Origin of the sequence: Vibrio sp. R-1 (assembly GCF_035615595.1) — a bacterium.
In the GTDB taxonomy this organism is placed as follows: Bacteria; Pseudomonadota; Gammaproteobacteria; order Enterobacterales; family Vibrionaceae; genus Vibrio; species Vibrio cholerae.
In genome coordinates this window covers 1-26,886 of the sequence record NZ_WPDC01000001.1, presented here as the reverse complement: position 1 = coordinate 26,886, position 26,886 = coordinate 1, and the positions used below count along the sequence as shown (strand labels likewise).

General features: G+C 47.6%; 25 protein-coding genes. 9 read left to right on the top strand and 16 right to left on the bottom strand.

The annotated features are described in order from the left end of the window. Window positions 1-268: 268 nt before the first annotated feature. Window positions 269-706, bottom strand: a complete 438-nt coding sequence (locus GOU96_RS00125; RefSeq protein ID WP_207850612.1) for a YcgN family cysteine cluster protein — start codon at window positions 704-706, stop codon at window positions 269-271. Window positions 707-843: 137 nt separating this feature from the next. On the opposite strand from GOU96_RS00125, the gene GOU96_RS00120 reads away from it, so the two are divergent. Next, on the top strand, window positions 844-1,092 hold the full coding sequence (locus GOU96_RS00120; protein ID WP_000340598.1) for a YkgJ family cysteine cluster protein: 249 nt from the start codon (window positions 844-846) through the stop codon (window positions 1,090-1,092). 116 nt (window positions 1,093-1,208) lie between these two features. On the opposite strand, the gene recR is transcribed toward GOU96_RS00120, so the two are convergent. The 7 genes from recR to GOU96_RS00085 form a co-directional block, all read right to left on the bottom strand. Next, window positions 1,209-1,811, bottom strand: coding sequence for a recombination mediator RecR (gene recR, locus GOU96_RS00115; protein WP_001260579.1), 603 nt, complete (start codon window positions 1,809-1,811; stop codon window positions 1,209-1,211). A gap of 14 nt (window positions 1,812-1,825) precedes the next feature. Then, complete coding sequence (locus GOU96_RS00110; protein WP_000467102.1) at window positions 1,826-2,155, bottom strand: YbaB/EbfC family nucleoid-associated protein; 330 nt, start codon at window positions 2,153-2,155, stop codon at window positions 1,826-1,828. 70 nt (window positions 2,156-2,225) lie between these two features. Next, window positions 2,226-4,304 carry a DNA polymerase III subunit gamma/tau gene (dnaX, locus tag GOU96_RS00105; RefSeq protein ID WP_267780672.1) on the bottom strand — a complete coding sequence of 693 codons (2,079 nt, stop codon included), beginning with the start codon at window positions 4,302-4,304 and terminating at the stop codon, window positions 2,226-2,228. Between the two features lie 18 nt (window positions 4,305-4,322). After that, entirely contained in the window at window positions 4,323-4,868 is a 546-nt protein-coding gene (apt, locus tag GOU96_RS00100) for an adenine phosphoribosyltransferase (protein ID WP_000206218.1), read from the bottom strand. 131 nt (window positions 4,869-4,999) lie between these two features. Next, entirely contained in the window at window positions 5,000-5,398 is a 399-nt protein-coding gene (locus GOU96_RS00095; protein ID WP_071178505.1) for a YbaN family protein, read from the bottom strand. After that, a complete protein-coding gene (locus GOU96_RS00090) occupies window positions 5,398-5,529 on the bottom strand; it encodes a hypothetical protein (RefSeq protein WP_000013198.1) in 132 nt (43 codons plus the stop codon). The genes GOU96_RS00095 and GOU96_RS00090 overlap by 1 nt, the downstream gene beginning before the upstream one ends. 169 nt (window positions 5,530-5,698) lie before the next feature. Then, entirely contained in the window at window positions 5,699-6,790 is a 1,092-nt protein-coding gene (locus GOU96_RS00085; protein ID WP_267780677.1) for a response regulator, read from the bottom strand. A 247-nt stretch (window positions 6,791-7,037) separates the two neighbouring features. Between GOU96_RS00085 and GOU96_RS00080 the strand changes: the two genes are divergently transcribed. After that, on the top strand, window positions 7,038-7,913 hold the full coding sequence (locus GOU96_RS00080) for a LysR family transcriptional regulator (protein ID WP_000762360.1): 876 nt from the start codon (window positions 7,038-7,040) through the stop codon (window positions 7,911-7,913). Window positions 7,914-7,989: 76 nt separating this feature from the next. Here the strand turns inward: GOU96_RS00080 and GOU96_RS00075 are convergent, their stop codons facing one another. The 3 genes from GOU96_RS00075 to fadI all read right to left on the bottom strand — a co-directional run bounded on the left by GOU96_RS00075 (window position 7,990) and on the right by fadI (window position 12,098). After that, the gene (locus GOU96_RS00075; RefSeq protein WP_230666674.1) at window positions 7,990-8,538 is read right to left on the bottom strand and encodes an NAD(P)H nitroreductase; all 549 of its coding nucleotides are present in this window, start codon (window positions 8,536-8,538) and stop codon (window positions 7,990-7,992) included. Window positions 8,539-8,664: 126 nt separating this feature from the next. Further along, window positions 8,665-10,791, bottom strand: a complete 2,127-nt coding sequence (gene fadJ / locus GOU96_RS00070) for a fatty acid oxidation complex subunit alpha FadJ (RefSeq protein ID WP_267780682.1) — start codon at window positions 10,789-10,791, stop codon at window positions 8,665-8,667. Then, window positions 10,791-12,098, bottom strand: coding sequence for an acetyl-CoA C-acyltransferase FadI (gene fadI / locus GOU96_RS00065; RefSeq protein ID WP_000517924.1), 1,308 nt, complete (start codon window positions 12,096-12,098; stop codon window positions 10,791-10,793). Before fadI ends, fadJ begins: the two co-directional genes overlap by 1 nt. 589 nt (window positions 12,099-12,687) lie before the next feature. Between fadI and GOU96_RS00060 the strand changes: the two genes are divergently transcribed. From GOU96_RS00060 to GOU96_RS00045, 4 genes are all read left to right on the top strand, one after another. After that, window positions 12,688-13,194, top strand: a complete 507-nt coding sequence (locus tag GOU96_RS00060; RefSeq protein WP_000375854.1) for a sigma-70 family RNA polymerase sigma factor — start codon at window positions 12,688-12,690, stop codon at window positions 13,192-13,194. Continuing rightward, the gene (locus GOU96_RS00055) at window positions 13,187-13,918 is read left to right on the top strand and encodes a DUF3379 domain-containing protein (protein WP_032474583.1); all 732 of its coding nucleotides are present in this window, start codon (window positions 13,187-13,189) and stop codon (window positions 13,916-13,918) included. Before GOU96_RS00060 ends, GOU96_RS00055 begins: the two co-directional genes overlap by 8 nt. 259 nt (window positions 13,919-14,177) lie before the next feature. Next, window positions 14,178-15,455 carry an outer membrane protein transport protein gene (locus tag GOU96_RS00050; protein ID WP_001061931.1) on the top strand — a complete coding sequence of 426 codons (1,278 nt, stop codon included), beginning with the start codon at window positions 14,178-14,180 and terminating at the stop codon, window positions 15,453-15,455. A gap of 302 nt (window positions 15,456-15,757) precedes the next feature. After that, window positions 15,758-17,029 (top strand): outer membrane protein transport protein, encoded by a 1,272-nt coding sequence (locus GOU96_RS00045; RefSeq protein ID WP_032469402.1) that lies wholly within the window; start codon window positions 15,758-15,760, stop codon window positions 17,027-17,029. Window positions 17,030-17,055: 26 nt separating this feature from the next. Here the strand turns inward: GOU96_RS00045 and GOU96_RS00040 are convergent, their stop codons facing one another. After that, the gene (locus GOU96_RS00040) at window positions 17,056-17,499 is read right to left on the bottom strand and encodes a low molecular weight protein-tyrosine-phosphatase (protein WP_053033883.1); all 444 of its coding nucleotides are present in this window, start codon (window positions 17,497-17,499) and stop codon (window positions 17,056-17,058) included. On the opposite strand from GOU96_RS00040, the gene cobO reads away from it, so the two are divergent. Then, the gene (gene cobO / locus GOU96_RS00035; protein ID WP_324701939.1) at window positions 17,498-18,214 is read left to right on the top strand and encodes a cob(I)yrinic acid a,c-diamide adenosyltransferase; all 717 of its coding nucleotides are present in this window, start codon (window positions 17,498-17,500) and stop codon (window positions 18,212-18,214) included. The genes GOU96_RS00040 and cobO overlap by 2 nt on opposite strands. Before the next feature lie 197 nt (window positions 18,215-18,411). Here the strand turns inward: cobO and GOU96_RS00030 are convergent, their stop codons facing one another. The 3 genes from GOU96_RS00030 to apbC form a co-directional block, all read right to left on the bottom strand. After that, window positions 18,412-20,523: an AsmA family protein gene (locus GOU96_RS00030; RefSeq protein WP_267780687.1), complete on the bottom strand. Its 2,112-nt coding sequence runs from the start codon at window positions 20,521-20,523 to the stop codon at window positions 18,412-18,414. Between the two features lie 97 nt (window positions 20,524-20,620). Beyond that, on the bottom strand, window positions 20,621-21,262 hold the full coding sequence (gene udk / locus GOU96_RS00025) for a uridine kinase (protein WP_001293736.1): 642 nt from the start codon (window positions 21,260-21,262) through the stop codon (window positions 20,621-20,623). A 176-nt stretch (window positions 21,263-21,438) separates the two neighbouring features. Beyond that, window positions 21,439-22,515 (bottom strand): iron-sulfur cluster carrier protein ApbC, encoded by a 1,077-nt coding sequence (gene apbC / locus GOU96_RS00020; RefSeq protein ID WP_002043594.1) that lies wholly within the window; start codon window positions 22,513-22,515, stop codon window positions 21,439-21,441. A 157-nt stretch (window positions 22,516-22,672) separates the two neighbouring features. On the opposite strand from apbC, the gene metG reads away from it, so the two are divergent. Beyond that, window positions 22,673-24,724 (top strand): methionine--tRNA ligase, encoded by a 2,052-nt coding sequence (gene metG, locus GOU96_RS00015; RefSeq protein ID WP_071188034.1) that lies wholly within the window; start codon window positions 22,673-22,675, stop codon window positions 24,722-24,724. Window positions 24,725-25,027: 303 nt separating this feature from the next. Then, window positions 25,028-25,843, top strand: a complete 816-nt coding sequence (locus tag GOU96_RS00010) for a hypothetical protein (RefSeq protein WP_000498219.1) — start codon at window positions 25,028-25,030, stop codon at window positions 25,841-25,843. Between the two features lie 79 nt (window positions 25,844-25,922). Here GOU96_RS00010 and udp read toward each other — a convergent pair whose 3' ends face one another. Then, window positions 25,923-26,684 carry a uridine phosphorylase gene (udp, locus tag GOU96_RS00005; RefSeq protein WP_174499612.1) on the bottom strand — a complete coding sequence of 254 codons (762 nt, stop codon included), beginning with the start codon at window positions 26,682-26,684 and terminating at the stop codon, window positions 25,923-25,925. Window positions 26,685-26,886 lie beyond the last annotated feature (202 nt).

The window sequence follows — 26,886 nt, the reverse complement described above, 5'->3', positions numbered from 1 at the left end:
GTAAACGAAGAGTTTTATTATGAATTGATACACTAATTCTTCGTGAGTTCATTGTTACGCAAAAGCCCATGAGAACTATATTTTTATTAATAAACATTAGATCAGGACGATCGCACTTGTGTTTAATATTTGCGCTAATAGAGTGACTTGCTTTTCAAAGGTTTGATAAAAGAGCTTATTGCGTTCAAATACCACTCACTTCTTGCTCAAAATATGGACTTAAGTTGGGCAAATAACCTCCATTCGTTCACCTTGGATATTAGAAAGCTTAATCTCGACTCATCAGCACAATGTGATCTTCCCAATCAATCACATCCACTTCATAAACGATTTTACCGCGCACACTTTCATCGGCGGCATGCATGGCGTCTTTCGAGCCGGTCAGCAAAGGATGCCATTCTGGAAGTGTTTGACCATTACCAAGCAAACGGTAAGCGCAGGTATCAGGCAGCCAGTTAAACTCTTCAATCTTGTCGCGGGTGAGCTTTAAACACTCTTCACCTGAGCTAAAACGATTGGGGTAATCTTTACAAGAGCAGGTTTCACTATTGAGCCAGCTACACGCCACATTGGTGTAGTAGATTTCATCCGTATCTTCGTCCATGAGTTTGTGCAGGCAACATTTACCACAGCCATCGCACAGCGATTCCCACTCGGCTTCGGTCATTTGGTCTAACGTTTTGCTTTGCCAGAAGTGTGTACTCATTGCGGTGTCTTACGGTTTATCTATCGGGGGGACGATTTATACTCTTTACATCGCTAAAGTGCAAGAAAAGCGCAAGTGCATCCTATCGAGCTTTCTGTTAGGATGGCCGCCCATTTTTCCAGCGCAAAGAGATTATGATGGATTGTCGATTAGGCTGCGGCGCTTGCTGCATAGCGCCAAGCATCTCCTCCCCGATTCCCGGCATGCCGAATGGCAAACCTGCTGGAGTGCGCTGTGTTCAGCTTAATGAGGATAATTTGTGCCAACTATTTGGCCGCCCTGAGCGCCCAAAAGTGTGTCACGATTTCAAAGCCTGCCCTGTCGTGTGTGGAAAAACCAATCAGCAAGCCTTGGCTAACTTAACCGAACTTGAGCGATTAACTTAAGCATAACGTGGATTCCTTCGCCTCCAAACACAGATAAAAGACAAGTACAGATTAAAAGACAAGTACAGATAAAAGAATGCCGCTCATTGAGCGGCATTCTAATTTTTGAGGCTGAGTTAAAACAGTTTGTGACGGCCCAACAGCGAATGGGATAAGGTCGTGCCATCCACCAACTCAAGTTCGCCGCCCACAGGGACTCCATGAGCAATGCGACTTGCGGTGACTTGATGCTCACGACACAACTCGGCAATGTATTGCGCAGTCGCCTCACCTTCCACCGTCGGGTTAGTGGCGAGGATCACCTCACTGATATCACCGCGCTGCAAGCGATAATCCAGCGTATCGAGGCCAATATCGCTCGGACCAATACCATCCAGCGGTGATAAGTGCCCCATCAACACAAAATAGCGACCAGAAAATTGACCGGTAGCTTCTAGCGCCGCAATATCTGCTGGGCTTTCGACCACACACAACTGACCATTTTCTTTACGTTTTGGGTTGCTACAGATGTGGCAAACATCCTGCTCAGTAAAAGTTCGGCACTCCTGACAATGGCCGATTTCGACCATCGCCTGGCTCAGTGCCTCAGCCAGTTGTAAACCACCTTTACGATCGCGCTGTAACAGATGGAATGCCATACGCTGCGCTGATTTTGGGCCAACACCCGGCAGGCAGCGTAATGCTTCCATCAAATGTTCCAGCATGTGACTGGTACGCATAAATTCAGCTCAGATTAGAATGGCATTTTCATGCCCGGAGGCAGTTGCATTCCACCGGTGATTGAAGCCATTTTTTCTTTTTGCGTCTCTTCGATACGACGAGCGGCATCATTGAATGCGGCAGCAATCAAATCTTCCAGCATCTCTTTGTCGTCTTCCATCAGACTTTCATCGATGTTGACACGGCGCACACTGTGGCTGCCCGTGACGGTCACTTTCACAAGGCCAGCACCGGATTCACCGGTCACTTCCATGTTTGCGATCTCTTCTTGCAGCTTTTGCATACGCTCTTGCATTTGTTGGGCTTGCTTCATCAGGTTGCCCATTCCGCCTTTACCAAACATCTTTATCTCTCTGGTTATCGTTGAATGTTTCACATAGTGTGGGGGTGAGACACTTAGGTTTCAACCCCAGTTAAATGGGTCGTACGCTGTCGCTATCCAGCTGCGCATTAAATCGACGCTCAATAAACTGCACGTTGGGATCAGTTTGTAAACTGTGCAGCGCAGAGGCAAGTTTCTGCTGGTAGAGCCGCTCACGCAGCTCAAGGGGAGTTTCACCCTCTTGCCCCACGGTAATGTTCAAAGAGCAAGCTTCACCAAGCACATGATTCAATGCCTGTTCTAACTCTTGCTGCGCTTTTTCGTTGTGCAGATGGGCATGACTTGGACGCAGTGTTAGAGAAATCTGATCGCCTTGTCGAACAAAAGCGGAATTCAGCGCCAATTGCTCAACCATTTTGGCAGTCTCTAGCCGTTGAACCAATGCCGACCACGCATCTTGCTCGACCGCCTCTTCAATCAACTTCGCGGCCATTTCTGGCGTTTTTTCATGCTCTAACGCTTTTTTCAGTTGGGTTGGCGTGACATCACTTTTTACCGCGACTTCGATAGGTTGCATTGGGCGCCATTGATAGATTTCCTCTTCGGGCTCCAACTCATCTTCATCATTGCGTTCTGGCGACACCTGCACTTGCTGTGCTCTCTGCGCAATACGCTCTAGCGCCGACGCTGGAGTAGCAGATGTCGCGTCAGACTTTTTTCCATCCGCGCCTTTGTTTTGTACTTCTTGTCGCTTAGAGCGCAGTTGATGACGCAATCCTGCTAGGGCTGGCATGCTGGCCTGACTCTGCGTGTCGGTATTGGTGACAACAGAGACTTCTGGAGCATTTATCGAGTGTGATGCTTCTCGCTGTGTGACTGGCGCCGCGCTTTCTACCACCGACTGTGCTGCCATCATTGGCGGTGCGACAGGGTGACGCATCGCTTGCGAGGCAGGTTGCGATACGTTTGACTGAGCAACGGGTTGTGATTGCGGTGCTGAGGCCGCCATTTGAGAAGTCGGTGCCACGATCGTGGGAGCAGTCACTGCCGTATTGGGTGGCACAATCACACTCGCCAAGGAGACGTGAGATGGACGAAACGCCATCATACGCAGCATCAACATTTCAATGCCAATTCGCGCCGTGGGTGACAGTGGTAAATCTTGTCGACCTTTGAGCGCAATTTGGTAGTAAAGCTGCACATCTTGCGGCGCTAAGGTTTTGGCCAACGTCTCAATCCGCGATGCCTCAGGCAGCGATTTATCCAAGGTGGCAGGCAGCGCTTGGTACATGGCAATTCGATGCAGTTGAGTCGACAGCTGTTGCAGCAATCCATCCCACTCTACGCCATTTTGGGCAAGCGTTTCGATGCAATCCATGACCGCTTGTGGCGTTTGCAGGCTGATGGCTTGCAAGAGATGCAGAGCATGATCCGTGTCTAGCGTGCCGAGCATGTGCGCGACGATGTCACTTTTCACAACGCCATTGCCCAAAGCAATCGCTTGATCGGTCAAGCTAAGAGCATCGCGCATACTGCCATCCGCAGCATGGGCGAGCAGATTGAGTGCTTTGCTGTCGCTCGAGATCTGTTCGGCGTGCAGCACTTTATCGAGCTGCTGCTGAATATTTTCCACACTGATCGGTTTGAGATGGAACTGCAAACAGCGCGACAAGATGGTCACAGGCAGCTTTTGTGGATCAGTGGTTGCCAGCAAAAACTTCACATACTCAGGCGGCTCTTCAAGCGTTTTCAGTAGCGCATTGAAGCTGTGACGCGAGAGCATATGAACTTCATCGATCAGGTAAACTTTGAAGCGTCCACGCGCAGGTTTGTACTGCACGTTGTCGAGCAATTCGCGCGTATCTTCCACTTTGGTGCGTGATGCCGCGTCAATCTCGAGCAGATCCACAAAGCGTCCCTGATCAATTTCTTGACAGGTTGCACACTGGCCGCAAGGCGTAGCCGTTATGCCCGTCTCGCAGTTGAGCCCCTTCGCAAACAAACGACCTATGGTGGTCTTACCCACGCCTCGAGTGCCACTAAACAAGTACGCATGGTGCAAACGGTTTTGCGCCAAAGCGTTCTCTAAAGCGGTTAAAACATGGGATTGTCCGACCACTTCGCTAAATCGTGTCGGACGCCATTTGCGTGCTAAAGCAAGATAACTCATTCCAATATCCGTTGTCGGTTAGTGACCTTCAAATTCACAGATGCTGTAAACCTGCAAGCCTAACCCCTCAAGGCGCTTATCACCACCAATTTCTGGCAAGTTAATCACGAAGGCAGCGTGCTCGACTTCTCCACCCAATTGACGGATAAGCTTAGTGGTCGCTTCAATCGTACCACCGGTCGCCAGCAGGTCATCCACCACCAGTACTTTGTCGCCCGGTTTGATCGCATCCACATGAATTTCGAGCGTATCAGTACCGTATTCCAGCTCATAAGATTGAGCGACGGTTTGACGCGGCAATTTACCCGGCTTACGCACAGGCACAAAGCCAACACCCAGTTCTAGTGCTAGAGGAGCACCAAATAAGAAACCACGCGCTTCTGTGCCCACAACCTTGGTAAAACCCATGTCTTTGTACTTTTCAACCAGAAGTTGAATGGTCGCTTGGTAGGCTTGGGCATCTTCCAGCAAGCTGGTCACATCACGAAACAGAATGCCTTTTTTTGGGTAGTCAGGAATACTTTTGATGCTGGATTTGATCAGTGAAAGAGTTTCAGTTGTCATAGTTACTTTAACTTCAGTTGCTTCATCACCTTAGGTGATGACAGAACAATTTCGGAGCCGTCTGCCACAAGGGAACGACAGCACTGAAAAAACAAAGCCCACTCGAAGAGTGGGCACACTTCCCGCTAATGCTAGTGATTTTCTTGTTGGTTAGCAACCAGCTCATGGGTTGGTAAACGGATAAACCAAGTGATCAAAAGCACAAGCCAGATAAACAGCGCAACCTTGAGCCACAGCCAAGGAACCATCCAGATCGAAAAGGCAAAACTCAGCACGATAAAGAGTGTGGCGCGCTTTTTCACCGCTTTACTGACCGCGCCATGTTGTTGCCAGTTTTGAATCATAGGACCAAATGTCGCATGTTGATTCAACCAGCGATAGAACCGAGGACTGCTGCGTAAAAAACAAGCACTAGACAGTAAGATAAAGGGTGTGGTAGGCAGAAGAGGAAGAAAAATGCCCAGTATCCCTAGGCATAGACTGATTATTCCAATAACACTGAACAAAAAGCGTGATAAGGATGAACGCATTAAAAACCAGCGTAACCGTTAAATACACGAATCCAAGTCAGTGTCGCAGGCAAAGTTGGGATCAGCAGGACTGCAACCATGCCTAAAAAGTAATAGATATTAAAGGGTTCTTTGAACTCTTGGTTTGCCATTGTAATTTTCTCTTTTGGGTGACTTTAAACTGGGCCACTCTAGGGTAGCCTCATTAATTTTGTGGTCGGAACTATAACGAAAGCGAGCTGTAACAAACACTGACAATGTATAAGGTTATTAGCAGCTCGATGCAAAGTTACAATCACACTCACACTTTAGGCGGAAAAATCACCCCGAAATACCTTGGTACAGATCCAAAGTAAAACTGTAGGCACTGGGTTTGCTTAAACTGATTTGGCAAGCAGCACGAATCGGCAAATCTTTGGTGATGAAATTGCGTAGGCTATTATCACCTAGCTGAACACCAGAAGTAATCCGATTGTGTACGTAGCCGTTTGACCACTGGCAATCAAGCCCCGCAGGTAATAGTGACAAAGTACCATCGGCAAGATCAGCCACCCCAAACAGGGCAGAAACTTTACCAATACACTCAGAACAATGGATTCCCCGTTCGATGATTTCGGCAAGATCTTTTAGCTCGACACTAAAGTTACGCAGATTTCGCAAATAATCATGGAACAAGGCGCGCACCAGCAATGTAGAAGCTGCCCCACACTCACGATGGCTCGCGGCATCAACCACATAGAACACAAATTGACCGTTCATAAGCCAAGCGTAGTCAAAAACCAGTGGCATCAATTCGGCGGACTGTAGTAATCGATAGCTGCATTTCCAGCTCCCGAGCTGAGAATCCTTTTCTGGTAATAGTGCTTCGAGTAACTCTTTGGCAGCATTGGGGTTGTCTTTCAAATATTGTAAATGCCAATGCAACTCTTGCTCTTCAGGGATACTACCTTGGCGATCAGCACCATACCAACAACTTGCAAAATCTCGTTGATGATCATCATTCGCCAACACTTTTTCTATTGCGCTCGCAAGATGCGAATGATTGGTGATCGGTTTGGGTAGAAAATCTTTAATCCCAAAGCGCAGCGCTTTAGCCACATCGGCCATTTCTTCGGTGGCTGAGACAACAACCAAAGGCAAAGAAGGATAGGACGAACTGACCTCCTCAACGAACTCAATTCCGTTAAGCACAGGCATGGACAAATCACACAGAATCAAATCTGGCTCGTGATCACGCAATTTTCGCAAGCCATCTAAGCCATTTTCAGCTTCCAACACTTGGTAGCCTTGTTGTTGGAGAAAACCTTTCGTCATTCGTCGGAAAACAGGATCGTCATCCACCAGCAAAATCAGCTTTGCTGCCGTTATCTGCGCTTCTTCTTCGCAGTCTTCCGGGATGTGAGATTTATACATAAACATCGACCTCACTAGTAAAGTCTACCGCACAAGTCACCATTAGCTTGCGGCGGAAAAGTTGAATTATTGATTAATTAAAAAGTAGCCGCGAACTGGGCATTACACAAACCGTGGGGCCTGAAATTTAATCAATCACAAGATGTATGGTTTTCAATAAATCATCTTACAAGTTGACATCACGCAAAATTTATCGGCTTATATGTGTATAAATTAGCGATAGTTGCAACATAATGTGTCAGAAACGATGAAACTAGATGACCTAAACCTCTTTCGACTGGTTGTCGAAAATGGAAGCTATACCTCAACTTCAAAAAAAACCATGATCCCTGTGGCAACGATCACAAGACGGATCCAAGCCTTGGAGGATTCCCTAAACCTTAGGTTGCTCAATCGTCACGCTCGTAAACTGACTCTGACCGAAGCGGGCGAACGTTTCTACAAAGATTGCTCTCCCCTGCTGGAGCGTCTCGCTTCAATGACAGAAGAGATCACCGATGAATGTCGTGGTGCGTCGGGGCGCATTCGTATTTCTGCACCATCCAATCTGACAAAACGAATGATGATGCCGATGTTCAATGCCTTTATGGAAAAATATCCCGATATTCATATTGAGCTGATGATGAGTAACCAAGCCGACGATCTCGACCCCACTGAATGGGATGTGATTTTCCGAGTTGGCCCACAGCGTGATTCCAGCTTGATAGCTCGTAAAATCGGTGAAGTAAAAGACATTTTGGTTGCCAGCCCTCAATACTTGTCGAGCCATCCGCAACCGACTCATGCTGAAGAGTTACATCAACATCAGTTACTCAAAGGTTATCCATTGCTCAAATGGCAACTGACCAACAGCCAGGGTGAAACTGTCGTCAACAGTGATCGCGGCCGTTTTCAAGCCAGCGCACTGAATGTCGTTCGCAGCGCATGTTCAGAAGGTTTAGGCATTACGCTCATGCCCGATGTGATGCTGCGTGAATTTCTTGAGGATGGCAGTTTGGTACAAGTGCTATCGGATTGGAGCTCAAATCCGCGGGATATCTACATGCTGTATAACCACAAAGATCACCAGCCGGAAAAAGTGCGTCTGTTTATTGATTTTGTGATTGGCTACCACCTGCAATAAACACTCGTCTTTTTATAAAGAATTTCAATAGAAAAAGGGCTTCGCGCCCTTTTTCCTTACTGACAGAACTGCGTATTTAGAGATACTCCACGTACTTGCTAAGCTCACGTTGGGGCACTTTAGCTGCCGTAGTCCCTGGAGTCCCAAGATAGAGAAAACCGACAATTTGATCTTCGCCTTGTACATTGAAAGCACGACGGACAACCGGATGGAACATCCAGCTTCCAGAGCGCCAAATTCCCTGAAACCCTTGTGCTACGGCCGCCATTTGCATGACTTGTACTGCACAACCGGCGGATAGATGCTGCTCAAACGCAGGGATCTTTTCACTGTGAGTGACTTTAGCGATCACGGTGATCACCATGGGTGCGCGAAAAGGCGCATTTTTCGCTTTACTGATCACCGCTTCATCACTGCCGTTGGCAATCTCCGCTTGCTCTAAAATGGCGGCAAGTTTGGCTAACCCTTCACCTTGTGCAACCACAAAACGCCATGGAGTCAAAGCACCATGATCTGGAGCGCGTAAACCCGCGCGCAGAATATTATCCAATGCCTCATTTTGTGGTGCTGGCGCATCCAATTTGGCAATTGAACGACGGTTGAGCAATAAATCGAGCGCTTCCATTTTGAATTCCTTGTTACTTCTTGATTTTATGTTTCATCCTAGCACAGATTTTTGAGAATCACTCGCAATAAGAAAGAGGCACTCGGCCTCTTTCTATGCGTGATAAGGGGATAGTCTCACCGGATACTAGGGGTAGAACTTCTCGCCCAATCCCGCTCTGGTCAACAAACCGTCACATGGAGCAAACCGCTCTCCATATTTCTCGGTGTGTTGGTTCATCATTTCCACCACTTTGGTCAAACCAAGCATGTCCATGTAACGGAAAGGCCCACCTAAGAATGGCGGGAAACCGATGCCAAAAATCGCGCCCATATCGCCATCACGTGCACTGCGAATAATGCCTTCATCGAGACAACGAACCGCCTCATTGAGCATAGGCAACAAGCAACGTATCGCGATTTCTTTGTCGTTTAGCTTAGATTCCGGGGTTAACTTCAGCAGTTTATAAACGGATTTATCGACTTCTTTCTTTTTGCTGCCTTTGTAGGTGTAGAAACCTTTACCGCTTTTCCGGCCTTTACGGTTATCTTTCAAGAGCACATCAAACACGTCCGGTCCTTGGAAACGCGGCCCAAGCTCTTTAACCAAAATCGGCATGATCTTGGCTCCGATATCGACCCCTACTTCATCAAGCAAGGTGATAGGCCCCACTGGGAAACCAAAATCCAGTAACGCAGCATCGAGTTTTTCGATAGGTTCACCCGCCATCAGCACTTGCGCGGCTTCATTCATATAAGGCGCTAAAATGCGGTTGACATAAAAACCGGCACAGTCTTTAACAACAATCGGTGTTTTGCCCTGCTTACGTGCCAATGTCACCACGGTCGCAATGGTTTCATCCGAGGTGGTCGCGTGAGGAATCACTTCCACCAACGGCATTTTTTCAACTGGGCTGAAATAATGTAAACCCACAATATTTTGCGGACGCTGCGCTTGACTCGCGATCTGATGGATCGGCAGCGAGGATGTGTTGGTCGCAAAAATCGTTGTCGGTTTGGCATTCGCTTCAATATCCGCCACCATTTGTTGCTTAAGTTTCAGGTCTTCAAACACAGCCTCAATCACTACATCACAGCGATCAAAACCCACAAAGCCAGTCCCACCCGAGAGCTGCGACATCTGCGCTTGCAGCTGTGCTTTAGTCAAAATCTTGCGCTGTCTCTGCTTATCAAACAGCTTGTAGTTGTAATTGAGGGCATTGAGCACACCATCATTCGCCACATCTTTGATGCGCACCGATATTTTGGCTTTCGCCACAGTAACGTGACTGATGCCAGCCCCCATCAAACCACCACCGAGCACGCCCACAGCCGCCACAGGTGCGGGTTTGGCATCCGCACCGAGATCTTTTTTCATCTCTGTGGTCGCAAAGAAAATGGAGCGCAGTGCTTTCGATTCTCGGGTCATCACCAATTCAGCGAAACGCTTGGCTTCATATTCCAAGCCAGCATGCATCCCTTTTTCTAGGCCATACTGAATGACCTCTAAAATGGCTTGCGCTGCGGGGTAGTTGCCACGGGTTTTCTGCTGCGTTTTCTTGGCCGCTTGGTCAAAAATCAACTTACGCCCCAAGCCGGTATTGGCGAGCAGTTTTTCTTTGATCGGTAGCGTAACTTGAGCGCGCTTTTTGTGCCCTTTTTCTTCTAGAAGACGTTTGGCCACATCCAACAGTACTGAGTGCGGAACACATGCATCAACCACACCCAATTTCTTGGCCTTTTTGGCACGCAATTGTTTGCCCGTTAAGATGAGGTCCAGCGCAGGCAGTAAACCAATCAAACGTGGTAAACGCTGCGTACCGCCAGAGCCAGGCAGCAAACCCAACATCACTTCTGGTAAGCCTAGACGTGTTACCTCATCTTCAGTACAGACACGGTAATCACACGCCAGCGCCAATTCTAAACCACCGCCTAAGCAAGGGCCGTGAATCGCCGCGACCACAGGGAAAGGCAAATCCGCCAGTTGCTGGAACATCTGTTGCCCCTGCGAGGCTAACGCTTGTGCTTCATGTACCGATTGGCAAGCTTCCAGCATGCGGACATCCGCGCCCGCAATGAAGTTATCCGGCTTAAGAGAGTGGATAATCAGCCCTTTGATCTGTCCTCGCTTTTCATTGAGCGTTGCAAAAACGGCTTGCATCTCTTCTGCAAATGCCGCTTGCAGGGTATTCATTTTTTCGCCCGGGACATCAATCGCCAGCCAAGCGTAATGCTGCTCATCAAACGAGAGCTGAAATGCATTGTTGTTATCCATTATTCCACCTCCAGAATCATAGCAGCGCCTAAGCCACCCGCAGCACAAGCCGTATTTAAGGCTAAACCACCGCCACGGCGTTTTAATTCACGCAAAGTTTGAGTGATCATACGCGCACCTGTCGCCGCGAATGGGTGACCATAAGCCAGTGAGCCACCCAGCACGTTAAATTTACTCATGTCCACTTCACCAATCGCTTGTGCGCGACCTAGCTGCTCTTGAGCAAACTTGTCACTGGCGAACATCTTCAAGTTCGCTAAGGTTTGCGCGGCAAAGGCTTCGTGCATATCAATCAAGGTGAGATCATTTAAGGTGATGCCTGCGCGATCCAAGGCTATCGGAGTGGCGTAAGAAGGCCCCATCAGCATATCTTTTTCTACGCCAATCGCGGCAAACGCATAAGAGCGGATATACCCCATGATCTCAAGACCAAGCTCTTTCGCTTTACCTTCACGCATCAACATAATCGCGGCGGCGCCATCCGTCAGTGGAGTTGAGTTTGCTGCGGTCACCGAACCGTATTGACGGTCAAAGGCAGGACGCAACTTCGCATAGCTCTCTAGCTTGGAGTCCATGCGAATGTTGTTATCCATATCCAGCCATTTTTTGTATGGCTCAGGAAAAGCCGTCATCACTTCATCGCGAATTTTGCCCTCTGTCCATGCTTGAGCCGCTAAAGTATGTGAACGATGTGCTAACGCATCTTGCTCAGCGCGCGAGATCGCATAGCTTTTGGCCATCTGCTCAGCAGTTTGCCCCATCGAAAGACCCGTTGAATATTCCGCGACCGCAGGAGGAACGGGCATCAAGTCTTTAAAAGAGAGGTTACTGAGCAGTTTAAGTTTCTGCCCGACCGTCTTGGTTTTACTCAAGGCTAATAAAGAAGCCGCCAGTTTTTTAGAAACACCAATCGGCAGAACAGAAGAAGAATCCGCACCACCTGCAATACCAATATCTATGCTGCCAGCCATGATACTTTCGGCCACATTGACGGCGGCTTGAAAACTGGTGGCGCAAGCGCGAGTAACGCTGTAGGCATCCGTGTTAATCGACATTCCGGTACCTAGTACAATTTCTCGAGCAATATTCGGCGCTTCTGGCATCTGTACCACTTGGCCAAACACCACTTGCTCAATTAATTTAGGATCGATAGCGGTGCGAGCCATCATCTCTTGTACTACCATTTTGCCGAGATCGACTGCGGGTACTTGACCAAACTCGGTGCTTTGACGCGCAAACGGCGTACGTAGCCCGGCCACAATCGCCACTCGTTCTCCAGAACGAGTCCTGACTTCCTGTTTGCCCATGATTTCTCCTTCGAATAAGAGGTCTGACCTGGCGCATTGTAACGAGAATGTTAAACAAATCAAACAGCCGTTTAAATAATCGTGATTTAAACAATCCTTTCGAGATGAAAAACACTGACAAACCGGTGTGGGTAGGATTTTTTGCAAAAAAAAAAACCACACAGAACTGTGTGGTCGGAATGGGTAAAGCAATTAACTTACGCCAATTGAAAAATCAGTTTCCTGATTAGGAGAAAGTAAAGTCAGCCTTCAAAAGGAAGTGTCATCTTTGCTCAACAATGTCAGTCGTAATGACTAACGAGATGACAGGAGCTACTATAACGGCTTCAGAGTATGAGATTTTGAATTAGATCAAGTTTAATGCGATTAAACGACTTGTTGAGATAGAGAGCCATAACGCGCTGAAACTTCATAAGTCGTGAACTCCTTCGCATAATTTCTGTCCTATCACCATCTTCGAGTCAAACCGCATAGCGCAACAGGAGTTTGGCAAAATGAATTGGAATAACACGACGCATACAGGGAGTCCTTGGTGTCGATATTGAATCTGTTTGGAAAGAAAGTTTCCCAACGTCCGGTCAATAATGACATGGACAGACAAAGAAAATACGAAGCACTGGTGCGAGCTTATCATCGCGACCTTTACCGATACGCCTATTGGTTGTGTAAAGATCGCTCGATTGCCGAAGACTTGGTGCAAGAAACCTGCTTGAGAGCGTGGAAATCGCTCGATAGCCTGCTGGATGAAAAAGCAGCCAAAGCTTGGCTAATTACGATTTTGCGCCGAGAAAATGCTCGCCGCTTTGAGCGTAAACAGTTTGACTTAGTCGATATCGATGATCACGACTACGAAGCCAAATATAGCGATGATGAGCACCATCAAAATGAGTGGCTGCAAAGGCAAATTTTGAAGTTGGATGTCGAATATCGCGAGCCCCTCTTTCTACAAGTGGTGGGCGGATTCAGTGGTGAGGAGATCGCAGACATCCTTTCACTGAATAAAAATACGGTGATGACCCGTTTGTTTAGAGCACGTAACCAACTTAAAGAGATGATGGATGGTTCAGAACACTACCCGGAGCAGCAAAATGGATGAACTGGAATTTCGCCGCAAAGTCATGTCTGATCCTAAACAGCGCGATAACGACACACTGGATATGATGACCTCAAGTGAGGCTAACGCTAAATTTGTCGATGATGTACTTCAGCTCGATAAACAGATCGCTCAGGCGTTCAAAGTCGATGTGCCGGATGATTTGGCCGATAAAATTTTATTCAAACAAACGACTTTAGTGGAAGATGAGAAAGTCATCCGCCCGCAGTTTGTTCGAAAAGCCATGGCGATCGCGGCATCGGTTGCCTTTACTGCTGGGCTGCTTGTTGGACAAATCCAGTGGGGCAACCTTTTGATCTCCCCCGCGCAAGCCAGCCTGTCTGACATGGCGGTGCAGCATGTCATCCATGAAGAAGGGTTCGTTAACCGATTGGATGAGCAAGCGGACATGCAGCAAATCAATGCCAAGATGCGGCCTTTTGCCTACAAAATGGAAGGCGATTTTCCTTATCACGTCTATTACCTCAACCATTGTGGTTTTGGTAAAGACAATGCCGTACATATGGTATTTCAAGGTGAAAAAGGCAAAGTAACTCTGTTTTTTACGCCCATCCACAGCGCACAAAGCAGCTTATTCAAGCAAGATGGGATGGCAGGCATCATTGAACCCGTCGGAAATGCCAGTTTGATCTTGGTCGGCGAGAAGGATGAAAACCTGACCAACATTGCCAATAAGCTCATGCCCATGATCCAATCATCCATCTGATTTTTGCATACTCAACATGACACTGACGCATTGTTGTGAATAGTTAAAATAGAGCGAAAACTCTAAGTTTTAGAGTTTTCGCCTAAATTCCTGCCAAATAGACATCATTTCAGTAATTTTCTCGCTCAATTAGACAATGGTCGGATTTCTATCTCCTATACTAGCGTCTAGGATCAGCCACCACTGAGCAATTGCTCAAATAAAGCAAAAGCTCATACAACAACGCCCATAAGAGGCGAAACCAAAAAGGAAAAGTCTAATGAACAACATGCGTCTGTTTAAAAAATCTCTGCTTGCCGTGACGGTAACGCTAGCCACACAACAAGCGTTTGCAGCAGGTTTCCAGCTCAACGCACAATCTGCTACCGGCCTAGGTCGCGCTTTTGCGGGTGATGCCGTTATCGCCGATAACGCAGCCGTAATGTCTCGCAACCCAGCGGCGATGGCACTGTTTGATGAGATGGCGCTCTCTCTTGGTTTTGAAACTATTACCACCATGATTGACGTTAAAGATGCCAAATATAATGGTGTAAATATTTCAGATACAGATGATGTCGGTGGCACGTCCGTTGCTCCAAATATTCATCTGATAGTTCCAGTCAATGAACAGTTTGCTTGGGGTGTTAACGCTTATTCAAACTTTGGCACAAAAACAGAGTTTGCAGATAACTACCCTGCATCTGAATATGGCGGTCTTACGGATGTTAAAAGCTTTAACTTAGGCCTTTCAGGCTCGTATCGAGTAAATGAACAACTCAGCTTCGGTGCTGGCTTAGATCTTATCTATGGTCAAGGCACTATGAAACGTTTTGCCAGTGCACAATTAGCTGCTGGTTTATCTCAGAAACTAGGTACTACAATTCCAGCTGGCACAGCACTTCTTAACGTTGATAAAGCGGATGGTTGGGCGGTAGGTTTTAATTTGGGCACGGTTTACGAAATGGATGAGAATAACCGTTTTGGTTTGTCTTACCGTTATAGCCCAGAATTTAAAGCTAAAGACGATTACGGTCAGGAGATCACGCTACCACTACCGGATATTGCTGAGTTCTCTGGTTTCCACAAAATCGAAAATACTCAGTTTGCCGTGCACTATAGCGTACAGTGGATTGGCTGGAGTGCTTTCGATAAGATAGATTTTGAAAATCTAAGCTCTTCTCGCTCAACTATTGCAGCGCTTCAAGCTAAATCAACGGGTGGCGTCTTTGGTAAAAAATACGAATGGCAAGATGGCTGGCACTACTCAATTGGTGGTACCTATTATCTGAATAGTGATTGGACTCTACGTGCAGGTTATATGTACGACACTAGTGCGCAAGACTCACTAACTTCAATCTCTGTTCCTGATTCAGATCGTCAATGGCTCTCAGCTGGCTTCACCTATAACATCGATGACAAATCTAATGTTGACTTTGGCTTTACTTATCTAATGGGCAAGGATGTAGGAGTCAAAGAAGATTCTGCAGGAACTTTGTTAACTGCAACAACCCACGCAGACGCAATCCTGTTGGGCTTACAATACAGCCGTACGTTTTAATTAACACGTCGCAACACATCATTACTAAGGGGCTGATTTATCAGCCCCTTTCTTTTGCTGACTGCCTAGTTTTGCTTAATGTCAGCGTACAAGCGTGCGATTAAATACCTCAATATCACTACATCTGTACGCTGAACCTTTAATAACCTTTGTTTAATAAATAGAAATATCATCTATAAAACATCCATTTTACAGGCTAAAACTTCAAATCCTGCACTTTCATTGATTTGAAGTTTTAAAGCAATTGCTCTAGCCGTAGACTTGCCGCAACAAAAACCAGCAAATTTCAGCGAACAATCCCAATGAAAACCAATAAGACTCTCCTATCCTGTGCTGTGGCTTTCGGTTTAGCCAGTGTTTCTACTTTTACTCAAGCGGCGGGCTTCCAACTTGCTGAGTATTCAGCAACAGGTCTTGGCCGTGCTTACGCCGGTGAAGCCGCGATGGCAGACAATGCCAGCGCACAATGGCGCAACCCTGCAATGCTGACTTATTTAGAAGGCACTCAAGTTTCTGCCGGCGCAATTTACGTGAATCCAAACGTGGATGTTGAGGGTACAGTAAACCACGCACAACTAGGTAAAACTCACGCATCTTCAAACGATTTTGCCCACGATGCAGTGATTCCGAATTTCTATCTGTCACACCAGTTAAACGAACAAATGGCACTGGGTTTTGCTCTTGGTACTAACTACGGTATGGAAACCGATCTAGGTACTGAGTTTGCAGCCTCTCACTTTGGCAACCAAGCGAGCGTGATCAGCAAAGAAGCGAACCTCAATATTGCTTACCAAATCTTGCCTCAATTGAGTATTGGTGGTGGTGTGCGTTATGTGATGGGTGAAGGTCATTTCGGTGCAACTGCGCCAGCTAAAAACGCTCTAAAACTTCCTCAAGGCACGACTTTGAAATATATGGAAGGCGAAGATAACTCTTGGGGTTGGCAAGTAGGCAGTGCATGGCAAATCAATCAAAATCACCGCGTAGGTTTCGCCTATAAATCGGAAGTGGTGATGGATTTTGAAGGACATGCAGAAGGAGTCAGTTACGGTAGTTATAAACCTGGCATGATGTCTGTGACTCTACCAGCGACGGCTGAACTGGCAAGCTTCCACCAACTCAATGACCAGTGGGCGATTCACGCTAGCATTAACTGGACAGATTGGAGTTCATTCAAAGAGTTGACGGCTGTGTTCCCAGAAAAATCTGACCTCATCAAATCAGAAAACTGGGAAGACAACTACCGCTTTGCTTTGGGCACAACGTATCAATACGATGCTAAACTCGCTCTGCGTGCGGGCGTCGCATACGACACATCAGCGGTAGACGATAAAAACCGCACAGCAACCATCCCGGAAACAGACCGTACTTGGGTAAGTGTCGGCGGTAGTTATGTTGCAACGCCACAACTGACTCTCGATGCCGGTTTTACCTATATCTTTGCGAAAGATGCCACCATCAACGAACCTCGTGACGCTTCAGACCAAACTGCAGCCGCAATCGGTGGTGCATTTACGGGCAATGTATCAGGCAATGTATGGCTGATCGGTGTTCAAGCGAACTACCGCTTCTAAGGTCATTCTACTTTATCGAGGCCAGCTTAATGCTGGCCTTGCTGTTTTAGTTTCAGTAAAAACTGCTCTGCCGCGTCTTCAACCAAATCGAGCACCAGCTCAAAACCGCGTTCACCACCATAGTAAGGGTCCGGAATTTCTTGGTATTCCGAGTCACTGTGGCTGAGCATCAATGACAGCTTATGTTGATGGGATTTAGGGCAGCGAGCTTTCAGCTCAGTTAAATTCTCTTGGTCTGCGGCTAAAATCCAATCAAATTTCACAAAATCTTCATCGCGGATCTTTCGCGCTTTGATGCCAGAAAATGAGTATCCCCGCTTCTCACCTGCCGCTTTTGAGCGTGCATCCGGTGGATTCCCTTGGTGATACCCAATCGTGCCTGCTGAATCGATTTCTACATCAACCTTGAGTTGTGCCGCCTTAGCACGCAATACCGCTTCCGCGGTCGGAGAACGGCAAATATTGCCCATGCACACCACGAGTACCTTCTGCATCTTATATCCCTATTTTTGTTTGGTGTTTGCCACTGACGAGTTGGGCTATCATAGCGACAAGTTTCAGATTGAAAAAGGATTTGCCATGTCCGGCGATGAAATCAAACAAGAGCGTCACAAAGCTCGTCAACAAAAAGTCAAAGAGCAAGTGGATGCCAAAATTGCCGCCGCTCAAGAAGAAAAAGGGTTACTGCTGATTATTACTGGCAATGGTAAAGGAAAATCGACCTCAGGTTTTGGCACCATTGCGCGCGCGGTAGGTCACGATAAACAGTGTGCGGTGGCCCAGTTTATTAAAGGCACTTGGGAGAATGGCGAGCGTAATCTTTTAGAAAAGCTCGGCGTTGAATTTCAGGTCATGTCGACTGGCTTTACTTGGGAAACCCAGAACCGCGAGAGTGATACCGCAGCGGCACAAGAAGTATGGCAACACTGCAAACGTATGTTGCAGGATGAATCGCTGGATGTGGTGCTGTTTGATGAGCTCACTTACATGGTGAGCTACGGTTACATCGAGTTGGAGGAAGTGGTCGAAGCACTCAATCAACGTCCGAAAATGCAATCGGTGATCATCACTGGGCGCGGCGCACACCGCACTTTGATTGAGATGGCCGATACGGTTTCTGAAGTGAAAAACATCAAGCACGCTTTCGAAGCCGGCGTGAAAGCCCTTAAAGGGGTCGATTGGTAAAAAAATTAAAAAAATCAATAAGAAAGGGCTGATATTCAGCCCTTTTTAGTTCCATCAATGGTGTATATACCCAAACTACTTAGAGTTGCAGGTAGACGGCAAGTGAGTTCATCCCCATGAGCATAGATAAACTCTGTGATTGGGGTGAGTGAACGTAGACAACACCGCTGCAGCTTCAAGTAGGATGGGGATCACCATCAGTTAAATAGACCTTTCAACAACCCATCCACCGCTTTTTTGGTGTCTTCATCTTTGATTTTATCGGTCAGTTTTTCCACGCCGCGATCCACTTCTTTCTTGGCTTTTTGTTTGAGTACATCATCAAATACCAAACGGAACTTCGGATCGCTCCACGCACCTGAAATATTGATCGGGATAGTCACATCGCGCAGCTCATCTAAACTCTTACCGCCCTGACCTTCCAAGGTTCCTACAATCGAAGTACGCACCAGAAAATCGACATTCTGCTGTAGGTAATTGGCTTTACCTTCACCATGAATGCGCAGCAATGGCGATTGCATATTAAGATCGTTGGTCGTTACTTCACCTTTATTGAGTTTCAGCGTCGTCGTCATCGCACTAAAGTCGGTTTTCTTTACCGCATCCGCTTCTTCAACATTTTGGCCTTTGATCTTGGCGTAGTGGGTACGAATCAAGTGCGCCACGTTAATGCCCTTCACCGCACCATCGGCAAAGTTAATCGCCACAGTACCAACCAGATTTTTCTGGATGCCGCTTGGTGTCAGGCTCTGGCCTTGCACATTCACATCAATATTGCCTGTGCCTTCTAGCATTTCGTTGTTCAGCACATCTTTTAGTAAAGGCTTAACCTGTACCCCTTTGATCTGCTTCTTCACACTGTAAGTCGCGGGCGTTTTACGCGCATCCACTTGCGCGCTAGCTTGCACGGATCCTTGATACAGATTCGCGGTGAAGGATTTCAAATCCACCACGCCACGATTGACCGCAAAATTCGCTTTTACATTTTGCAGATGGGCGTTGCTGGCTTTGAATTTATCTATGCTGATCTCACCTGCCACATCCAAGGCTTTGAGTGCCGACAAGTCCGGTTCCACTTCTGCTGGGGCATTTGTCGCGGGTGCTGACGATGAGGATGCAGCCGCTTCCTTGGCTGGCGCAGGTTGCGACTCTTGAGCTTTCGTGCCTAAGAAGGCATCCAAGTCAATCTCAGGGCTGTGCAAGTTGAAACGCACTTTCGGAATATCTGCGAGGGTGACATCCGCTTTGCCATCGAAACTCAGCGCATTGGCCGTCAGTTTGTTGAGCAGCACACTAAGATGGTTTTGTGTCAAATCGAAAGCAATTTGCGAGTCTAAACTTAACTTCATCGGTGATTGCGGTAACGCAGCCCCTTCCAATTCGGCTTGCAGTTTCAGCGCATCCAAACCAACTTTGCTGATCGCTTGATTGACCACCAGTGACGCAGAACCTTGCGCATTAAACTTCATCTCTGCCACTTTACCCACCACAGAGAAGGTCAAAGCATTGGCTTTATCAAACTCAAAAGTATCGAGTTTCAGTTTGGCTGAATCGATTTGGTTACTCGGATCACTAAAGCTCGCATCGAGATTAATGTTGCGCAGCGCATACTGCTTGAAATCCGCCGATAGGCGCACTTCCGCTTCACCTTGCGCGGCAAACTTCTGCTGATCTTTATCGCCTTTCGCGGCAAAGGTTGCTTTCGTCCAGCTGTCTGGCACAAACTCAGCAACGCTCAGTTGAACGTCATACAACTTGGTATGCGAACCCGCTTTTTTATCCGTTATTTCCAACACCGCATTGGAGACAGAAACGCCCCCCAATTCAATACTCCACGCCGCGGTTGGCTCGCTTGAGCTTGGCTGAGAAGCGGGTGCAGGTTCTGTTGTGGCTGGTGTGGACGCAGGCTTGGATTGCGCTTGCGTCAAGGCATCCAAATTAGAGCGACCATCTTTAAGCGTTTCCAGATGGAATTCTGCGCCATCCAAACGGATGTTGCCGATTTTGAGCTGTTTATCGAACAGTGGCATTACTGAGACATCAATACCCACACTCTCAACTTTAAACAGATTTGGGCTAGCAAAACCTTGCGGGTTTTTCAGCTCGGTTTTGCCTAACTCAAAACCGATAGATGGGAAAAATTGCCAGCCAATATCGCCTTCAATCACCAAATCTAAGCCAGTTTGTTTTTTGGCTTGCTCTACGATTAAAGGTTTAAATTGGTTGGGGTTAACCAACAACACTAAGGCCAGCAGTGCGCCAACAATCAGCACAACTAAACCGAGAAGAGAAATAAACAGTTTTTTCATCTGCTTTTCCTTGCTTGACGAGAAAAAGAAAGTGGCACTTAAAGTGCCACTTCTACTTTGAAAAATAAAGCTAAGCGATGCAAAGCTCTGGTCAAAATTACGATTTGAGCAATTTTGCGATATGCGCTTTGAGTACATCAATCGCGATACGGTTTTTACCGCCACGAGGCACAATGATGTCTGCGTACTGTTTTGACGGCTCAATAAATTGCATAAACATCGGGCGCACCGTCTCTTGGTACTGCTTCAGTACGGATTCCATGGTGCGACCACGCTCTTGTACATCACGCTTCACACGGCGCAGCAAACAGATATCCAGCGGCGTATCCATAAATACAGTCGCGTGCATCAAATCACGAAGACGTGGATCAGTCAGAAGCAGGATGCCTTCCAGAATGATCACTTTCTTCGGCGTCATGGTGGTGGTTTGCTCGGTACGTGTGTGCTCAGTGTAGCTGTATTCTGGCACTTCAACCGCTTCGCCACGCGCCAGCATTTGCAAATGTTGGCAAAGGAGATCGTGGTCTAGCGCACTTGGGTGGTCGTAGTTGGTTTTAACACGTTCTTCCATGCTCAGATGGCTCTGATCTTTGTAGTAGCAATCTTCCGTAATCACACCGATTTGATGGTCACCCACTTTGGCGCGTAGCTCATTATAAATCGTGCTCGCAATGAGACTCTTACCAGAAGCAGAAGCGCCAGCAATACCGACGATGACACATTGATTATTCTCAGACATGGTTATGCACCCGAACATGGTTGTGAGGAATGAAGGTAAACCGCCTGATTATAGGGAGAATGTGACCGAGATACCAGTTTGCATTAGGCAAAAACAGCCACATAAATGTCGGATGGATAAGATTAAACCAGAGCAAACGATTACATTCACTCTGGCTGTTAGAGCAGGATGCTACTTTAATTAACCCACTGGATTTGAATGCTCTCTGGTTTGGCTTTGCCTTGCCAGAACAGCGAAGCACACACACGCTGCGCCAACGCTAAATAGCGTTCGGTATGCTCGCTATTGGGACGCGCCACCACAGTCGGAACTCCCGCATCAATATCCTCTCGCATGTCAATATGCAGCGGAATTTGTGCCAGCAGGGATAAGCCAAATTCAGCGGCAAGAGTTTGCGCTCCGCCCACGCCGAAAATATGCTCTTTTTCGCCACAATGACTACAGATGTGGTAACTCATGTTTTCCACCAACCCAATCACAGGCACGTCCACTTTGGCAAACATCGCCGCGCCTTTGCGAGCATCGGCTAAGGCTAAATCTTGCGGTGTGGTCACAATTACTGCGCCGGTCACCGGAATTTGCTGCGCGAGGGTGAGTTGGATATCCCCCGTGCCCGGCGGCATATCGATCACCAGATAATCCAGATCGGGCCACTCGGTTTCATTGAGTAACTGTGCCAGCGCCTTAGAAGCCATTGGTCCACGCCAAATCGCCGCATCCGCCTCATCCACCAAATAACCAATCGAATGCGTGGCAATGCCGTGCGCCTCAATTGGCTGCATCCATTTATTGTCACGCACTACTGGTTTAGCTTGGGTTTTACCGAGCATCAGCGGTACTGATGGGCCGTAAATATCGGCATCCAATAGACCGACTTTGCCTCCTGACTTCGCAATCGCGAGTGCAAGATTCACCGCCGTCGTGGATTTACCCACGCCACCTTTGCCTGACGTCACCGCAATAATGTTTTTCACCCCTTTGACTGCCGCACTTACGCGAGTTTCCAGCGCTTGAGGTTTTACTTGAATGTCAAACGTCACTGGCGCAACGGCTCCACTGGCTTGCTGTTTGGCAATCCAATCACTTAATTCAGTCAGCAGTGAATGGGCAGCAAAAGGCAATTGCACATTGACTTGCTGGTTGGGCGTGATGGTGACGATAGAAGGCGACATCGCCCAATCACTGATTAAATCGGGATGCGAAAATTGGCTCAGCCAGCGGCAGAGATCCTGTTTGGATTGAATAGATTGCATAACTTCCCCTTTTTTGCCCATGCTACCACCGCTCAAAGAGCAACTGAACCCCGAAAAAGATAGGGGAATCAACTGTTGCGCGCCTTGGCGTGACTGCGTGCTTAGGGTAGTATTATCGCTTCAATTTGGTCCCTATCAAGAAAAGCGAATATTAAGTATGGCAAACGATCCAAGAAAACTTCTGGTAACTTGTGCCCTGCCTTACGCGAACGGTTCAATCCACCTTGGTCATATGCTTGAGCATATCCAAGCTGACATTTGGGTTCGTTATCAGCGTCTGCGTGGCAATACAGTAAACTTCATCTGTGCGGATGATGCGCACGGCACACCTATCATGCTGAAAGCACAGCAAATGGGTATGACACCAGAAGCGATGATCGAGATGGTGAGCGAAGAGCACCAACGCGACTTTGCTGGCTTCGATATTAGCTTTGATAACTACCACAGCACGCACAGCGATGAAAACCGCGAGCTGGCTTCGCACATCTATCTGCAACTGAAAAAGAACGGCTTTATTTCAAGCCGCACCATTTCTCAGCTGTTCGATCCTGAAAAAGAGATGTTCTTGCCGGATCGTTTCGTAAAAGGCACTTGCCCGAAATGTAAATCGGAAGACCAGTACGGCGACAACTGTGACGCGTGTGGTGAGACTTACAGCCCGACTGAGCTGATCAATCCAAAATCCGCCGTCTCTGGCGCGACGCCAGTGATGAAAGATTCTGAGCACTTCTTCTTCGACCTGCCTCAGTTTGAGAGCATGCTCAAAGAGTGGACACGTTCAGGCTCTCTGCAATCAGAAACCGCCAACAAAATGCAAGAGTGGTTTGAAGGCGGCTTGCAGCAGTGGGATATTTCCCGCGATGCACCTTACTTTGGTTTTGAAATCCCGGGCGAGAAAGACAAATTCTTCTACGTATGGCTTGATGCCCCGATTGGTTACATGGGTTCATTCAAAAACCTGTGCGACAAGCGTGGCGATTTGGACTTTAACGAATACTGGAATAAAGACAGCAAAACCGAGCTTTACCACTTCATCGGTAAAGACATCGTTTATTTCCACAGCTTGTTCTGGCCTGCCATGCTGGATGGTTCTGGTTTCCGTAAACCGACCAACGTGTTTGTGCACGGTTATGTGACCGTCAATGGCGCGAAAATGTCTAAGTCGAAAGGTACGTTTGTGAAAGCAAGCACTTACCTGAATCACTTGGATCCAGAGTGTCTGCGTTACTACTACGCGGCAAAACTGAATAACCGCATTGATGACCTCGATTTGAACCTCGAAGACTTCACCCAACGTGTGAATGCGGATGTGGTGAACAAGATCGTAAACCTTGCGTCACGTAACGCAGGTTTCATCACTAAACGTTTTGATGGCAAGCTTTCAGCAGACTTTGCGGAGCCTGAGCTGTACGCTGAATTTGCTGGCGCAGCCGATCGTATTGCTGAGCTGTTTGAAGCACGTGAGTTTGGTCGTGCCATCCGCGAAATCACTGCATTGGCAGACAAAGCCAACCAGTATGTGGATGAAAAAGCCCCTTGGGTTGTCGCGAAACAAGAAGGCCAAGACCAAGCACTGCAAGACATCTGTACGGTAGGCATTAACCTATTCCGCGTACTGATGACTTACCTCAAGCCAGTGATGCCTGCGTTGGCAGAGCGTACTGAAGCTTTCCTTAACCAAGAATTGACTTGGGAAGGCGTGGCAACTCCGCTAACGGATCATGCGGTAACGCCATTCAAAGCACTGTTCAACCGTATCGATCCGAAACAGGTTGAAGCTATGATTGAGGCGTCGAAAGCCGAGGCGGCAGCCGAAAAAGCCGCAGCAGATGCCGCAAAACCAAAGAGCGCAGAAACCGAGCTGAGCAAAGATCCTCTAGCCGCGGAAATTGAGTTTGATGATTTTGCGAAAGTGGATCTGCGGATTGCTAAGATTCTTTCTTGTGAAGCGGTCGAGAAATCGGACAAGCTGCTCAAGTTTGAACTGGACATCGGCGGTGAAACCCGTCAAGTCTTCTCTGGCATTAAATCTGCCTACCAACCAGAAGATCTGATTGGTAAATACACTGTCGTCGTAGCAAACCTCAAACCGCGTAAGATGAAGTTTGGTCTGTCTGAAGGCATGATCCTCGCCGCAGGCCCTGGCGGTAGCGACCTGTGGTTACTTGAACCCCATCAAGGCGCTCAAGCGGGTATGCGTGTGATGTAATTATTGCGTCTTGATTAGCAAGCCAACACCTGAAAAGCCTTTGCATCTGCAAAGGCTTTTTTGTCATCACCCGCTTTCTCAAGCCAAACATTTTCTCTTCTTATCCAGCATGACTCTCTTGGCCATTACAAGGTCTAGCTCACATTTTTTGCGCACTATGCCCCATAAATGTGCATACCCAATCAACCAAAAATAATAAACCATTGATTTTTAATCATTAAATTTTTGGCATTCAAACTGCAATACCACTCTGTACCCTTCCACATAGGAATGGGATGGTCCAACACCAACACGGAGGTGGCTATGTTTGTGACAATTTCTCTGGTTCTGTCTTTAGCAATTCTTGGCTTGATCTATACGCTCTCTCAGCGGAAACATTCAACACAACAGCGTAAATTTGAACTGCTGATCTGTTTGCGCGAAGTGTTGGCGCTGTGCCGCCAGCACCGTAGCCTCACTCATCAAACACTCAGCCAACAAGAGACGCATTCGCAAACTGAGCACGAGCTTTCCAAGCTGCAAAAGCGTTTGTTAGAAAAGTCGGAGCAACTGATCCAGATCGCCCACTTTGACAACAAACCCTCCTATCGAATTTTGCAAAACTCGTTGAAAACGGTGTTAAACGAATGGGAGCAAGCCAATGTGGGGAAAAATCAACGCTTACACGGTAAGTTAATACGCCACTGCATGTATTTGATGGATGATGTGGTGCTCGCTTGGCTTGCGGAATCAGGACGAGAAGAATTGAGTGATGAGTACCACATGAACTGGCAACAAATTTTTGATGCGATGGAAACACTCACCCAATTGCGCTTGTGTATTGATGACTCTCGAAATGAAAACAATGACTTACGTATTCGCCACTATTGTGAGCTGATGCAGCGTAAGCTCAATCAGTTAGCGCTGATCAGTCCTTTAACGCTGGGCTCACCGGTCTGCTCATCCGCGATGCGCCAATTGAACGAAATCACCGACAGCAGTGGCTTAATGCCCGAGAGCCATGAACTCTATCAGTTAAGCACTGAACTTTCGGCCACCATTGCGCAGGTATACGACCATATGCTCAATGATTTGGTGGAAAGCCTCTATCACCCGTTACCACAGCTTGTTGTGGCTTAAACAGGCAGGTAAAAAATATAGGAAATAGAAAGCGCCACATCAAGTGGCGCTTTTTAATTCAGTGAAGAAGATATGCCGCTTATTTCAGCATCTTACGTGCAGCTTCCACCACAACTTTGATAGAACGCGCTTCGGTTTCTTTCAACGTCGCGTGATCTGGGATCTCTTTTTGAGTACGGTTGATGATCACACCCGCCACACAGCCCGCTTTCAAACCAGAGCTCGCGCACATGGTCAGCAGAGTTGCCGATTCCATTTCAAAGTTGAGCACGCCCATGTCTTGCCACTCTTTCATCGAGCCTTGGAAACGACGCACTACGCGACCAGTGAAAGTGTCGTAACGCTCTTGGCCTGGGTAGAAGGTATCGGAGGACGCTGTCACACCCATGTGAACTGTTGCACCGCTTTCTTGTGCTGCCTCTTTCATTGCGGTCGCCACATCAAAATCCGGTACCGCTGGGAATTCCATCGGCGCAAAGTGCAGACTTGCACCATCCAAACGCACAGAACCGGTTGTGACAATCATGTCACCGACATTCACATGAGGCTGGATCGCACCAGTCGTGCCAACGCGCAAGAAAGTACGCACGCCTAATTGTGCTAACTCTTCAACCGCAATCGATGTTGAAGGTCCACCGATACCGGTTGAACACACCACCACAGACTGCCCATCCAGCTCTGCGCGGTATACGGTATATTCACGATGGCTTGCGAGGAAAACAGGGTTATCCATCAGCTCCGCGATTTTCTGCACACGAGCAGGGTCGCCCGGAATAATAGCGAGTGTGGCACCGTTTAAATCTGCTTCAGTCACACCAAGGTGGAATACGGTTTTGGTCATAGGGGGCTCCTTCAATTGCGTCTATTCAGCGCACTTATCATTTAGGGTACGGAGTTACTCTACCCGATAGCTCCACGCAAATAAGTGACAGCAATCACACCAAAGGCAGCAATAAGCATCAAACTTTCATAATTAATCGATTTGCATCACAAACAAATGTATCTGTAATGCAAGTCGATTCCTATTACAGAGAGATACCTCT

What these genes read in the sequence shown, in the direction of transcription:
- GOU96_RS00125 (WP_207850612.1), bottom strand. Translation starts at nt 706, where the DNA reads ATGAGTACACACTTCTGGCAAAGCAAAACGTTAGACCAAATGACCGAA.
- GOU96_RS00120 (WP_000340598.1), top strand. Translation starts at nt 844, where the DNA reads ATGGATTGTCGATTAGGCTGCGGCGCTTGCTGCATAGCGCCAAGCATC.
- recR (WP_001260579.1), bottom strand. Translation starts at nt 1,811, where the DNA reads ATGCGTACCAGTCACATGCTGGAACATTTGATGGAAGCATTACGCTGC.
- GOU96_RS00110 (WP_000467102.1), bottom strand. Translation starts at nt 2,155, where the DNA reads ATGTTTGGTAAAGGCGGAATGGGCAACCTGATGAAGCAAGCCCAACAA.
- dnaX (WP_267780672.1), bottom strand. Translation starts at nt 4,304, where the DNA reads ATGAGTTATCTTGCTTTAGCACGCAAATGGCGTCCGACACGATTTAGC.
- apt (WP_000206218.1), bottom strand. Translation starts at nt 4,868, where the DNA reads ATGACAACTGAAACTCTTTCACTGATCAAATCCAGCATCAAAAGTATT.
- GOU96_RS00095 (WP_071178505.1), bottom strand. Translation starts at nt 5,398, where the DNA reads ATGCGTTCATCCTTATCACGCTTTTTGTTCAGTGTTATTGGAATAATC.
- GOU96_RS00090 (WP_000013198.1), bottom strand. Translation starts at nt 5,529, where the DNA reads ATGGCAAACCAAGAGTTCAAAGAACCCTTTAATATCTATTACTTTTTA.
- GOU96_RS00085 (WP_267780677.1), bottom strand. Translation starts at nt 6,790, where the DNA reads ATGTATAAATCTCACATCCCGGAAGACTGCGAAGAAGAAGCGCAGATA.
- GOU96_RS00080 (WP_000762360.1), top strand. Translation starts at nt 7,038, where the DNA reads ATGAAACTAGATGACCTAAACCTCTTTCGACTGGTTGTCGAAAATGGA.
- GOU96_RS00075 (WP_230666674.1), bottom strand. Translation starts at nt 8,538, where the DNA reads ATGGAAGCGCTCGATTTATTGCTCAACCGTCGTTCAATTGCCAAATTG.
- fadJ (WP_267780682.1), bottom strand. Translation starts at nt 10,791, where the DNA reads ATGGATAACAACAATGCATTTCAGCTCTCGTTTGATGAGCAGCATTAC.
- fadI (WP_000517924.1), bottom strand. Translation starts at nt 12,098, where the DNA reads ATGGGCAAACAGGAAGTCAGGACTCGTTCTGGAGAACGAGTGGCGATT.
- GOU96_RS00060 (WP_000375854.1), top strand. Translation starts at nt 12,688, where the DNA reads ATGGACAGACAAAGAAAATACGAAGCACTGGTGCGAGCTTATCATCGC.
- GOU96_RS00055 (WP_032474583.1), top strand. Translation starts at nt 13,187, where the DNA reads ATGGATGAACTGGAATTTCGCCGCAAAGTCATGTCTGATCCTAAACAG.
- GOU96_RS00050 (WP_001061931.1), top strand. Translation starts at nt 14,178, where the DNA reads ATGAACAACATGCGTCTGTTTAAAAAATCTCTGCTTGCCGTGACGGTA.
- GOU96_RS00045 (WP_032469402.1), top strand. Translation starts at nt 15,758, where the DNA reads ATGAAAACCAATAAGACTCTCCTATCCTGTGCTGTGGCTTTCGGTTTA.
- cobO (WP_324701939.1), top strand. Translation starts at nt 17,498, where the DNA reads ATGCACACCACGAGTACCTTCTGCATCTTATATCCCTATTTTTGTTTG.
- GOU96_RS00040 (WP_053033883.1), bottom strand. Translation starts at nt 17,499, where the DNA reads ATGGGCAATATTTGCCGTTCTCCGACCGCGGAAGCGGTATTGCGTGCT.
- GOU96_RS00030 (WP_267780687.1), bottom strand. Translation starts at nt 20,523, where the DNA reads ATGAAAAAACTGTTTATTTCTCTTCTCGGTTTAGTTGTGCTGATTGTT.
- udk (WP_001293736.1), bottom strand. Translation starts at nt 21,262, where the DNA reads ATGTCTGAGAATAATCAATGTGTCATCGTCGGTATTGCTGGCGCTTCT.
- apbC (WP_002043594.1), bottom strand. Translation starts at nt 22,515, where the DNA reads ATGCAATCTATTCAATCCAAACAGGATCTCTGCCGCTGGCTGAGCCAA.
- metG (WP_071188034.1), top strand. Translation starts at nt 22,673, where the DNA reads ATGGCAAACGATCCAAGAAAACTTCTGGTAACTTGTGCCCTGCCTTAC.
- GOU96_RS00010 (WP_000498219.1), top strand. Translation starts at nt 25,028, where the DNA reads ATGTTTGTGACAATTTCTCTGGTTCTGTCTTTAGCAATTCTTGGCTTG.
- udp (WP_174499612.1), bottom strand. Translation starts at nt 26,684, where the DNA reads ATGACCAAAACCGTATTCCACCTTGGTGTGACTGAAGCAGATTTAAAC.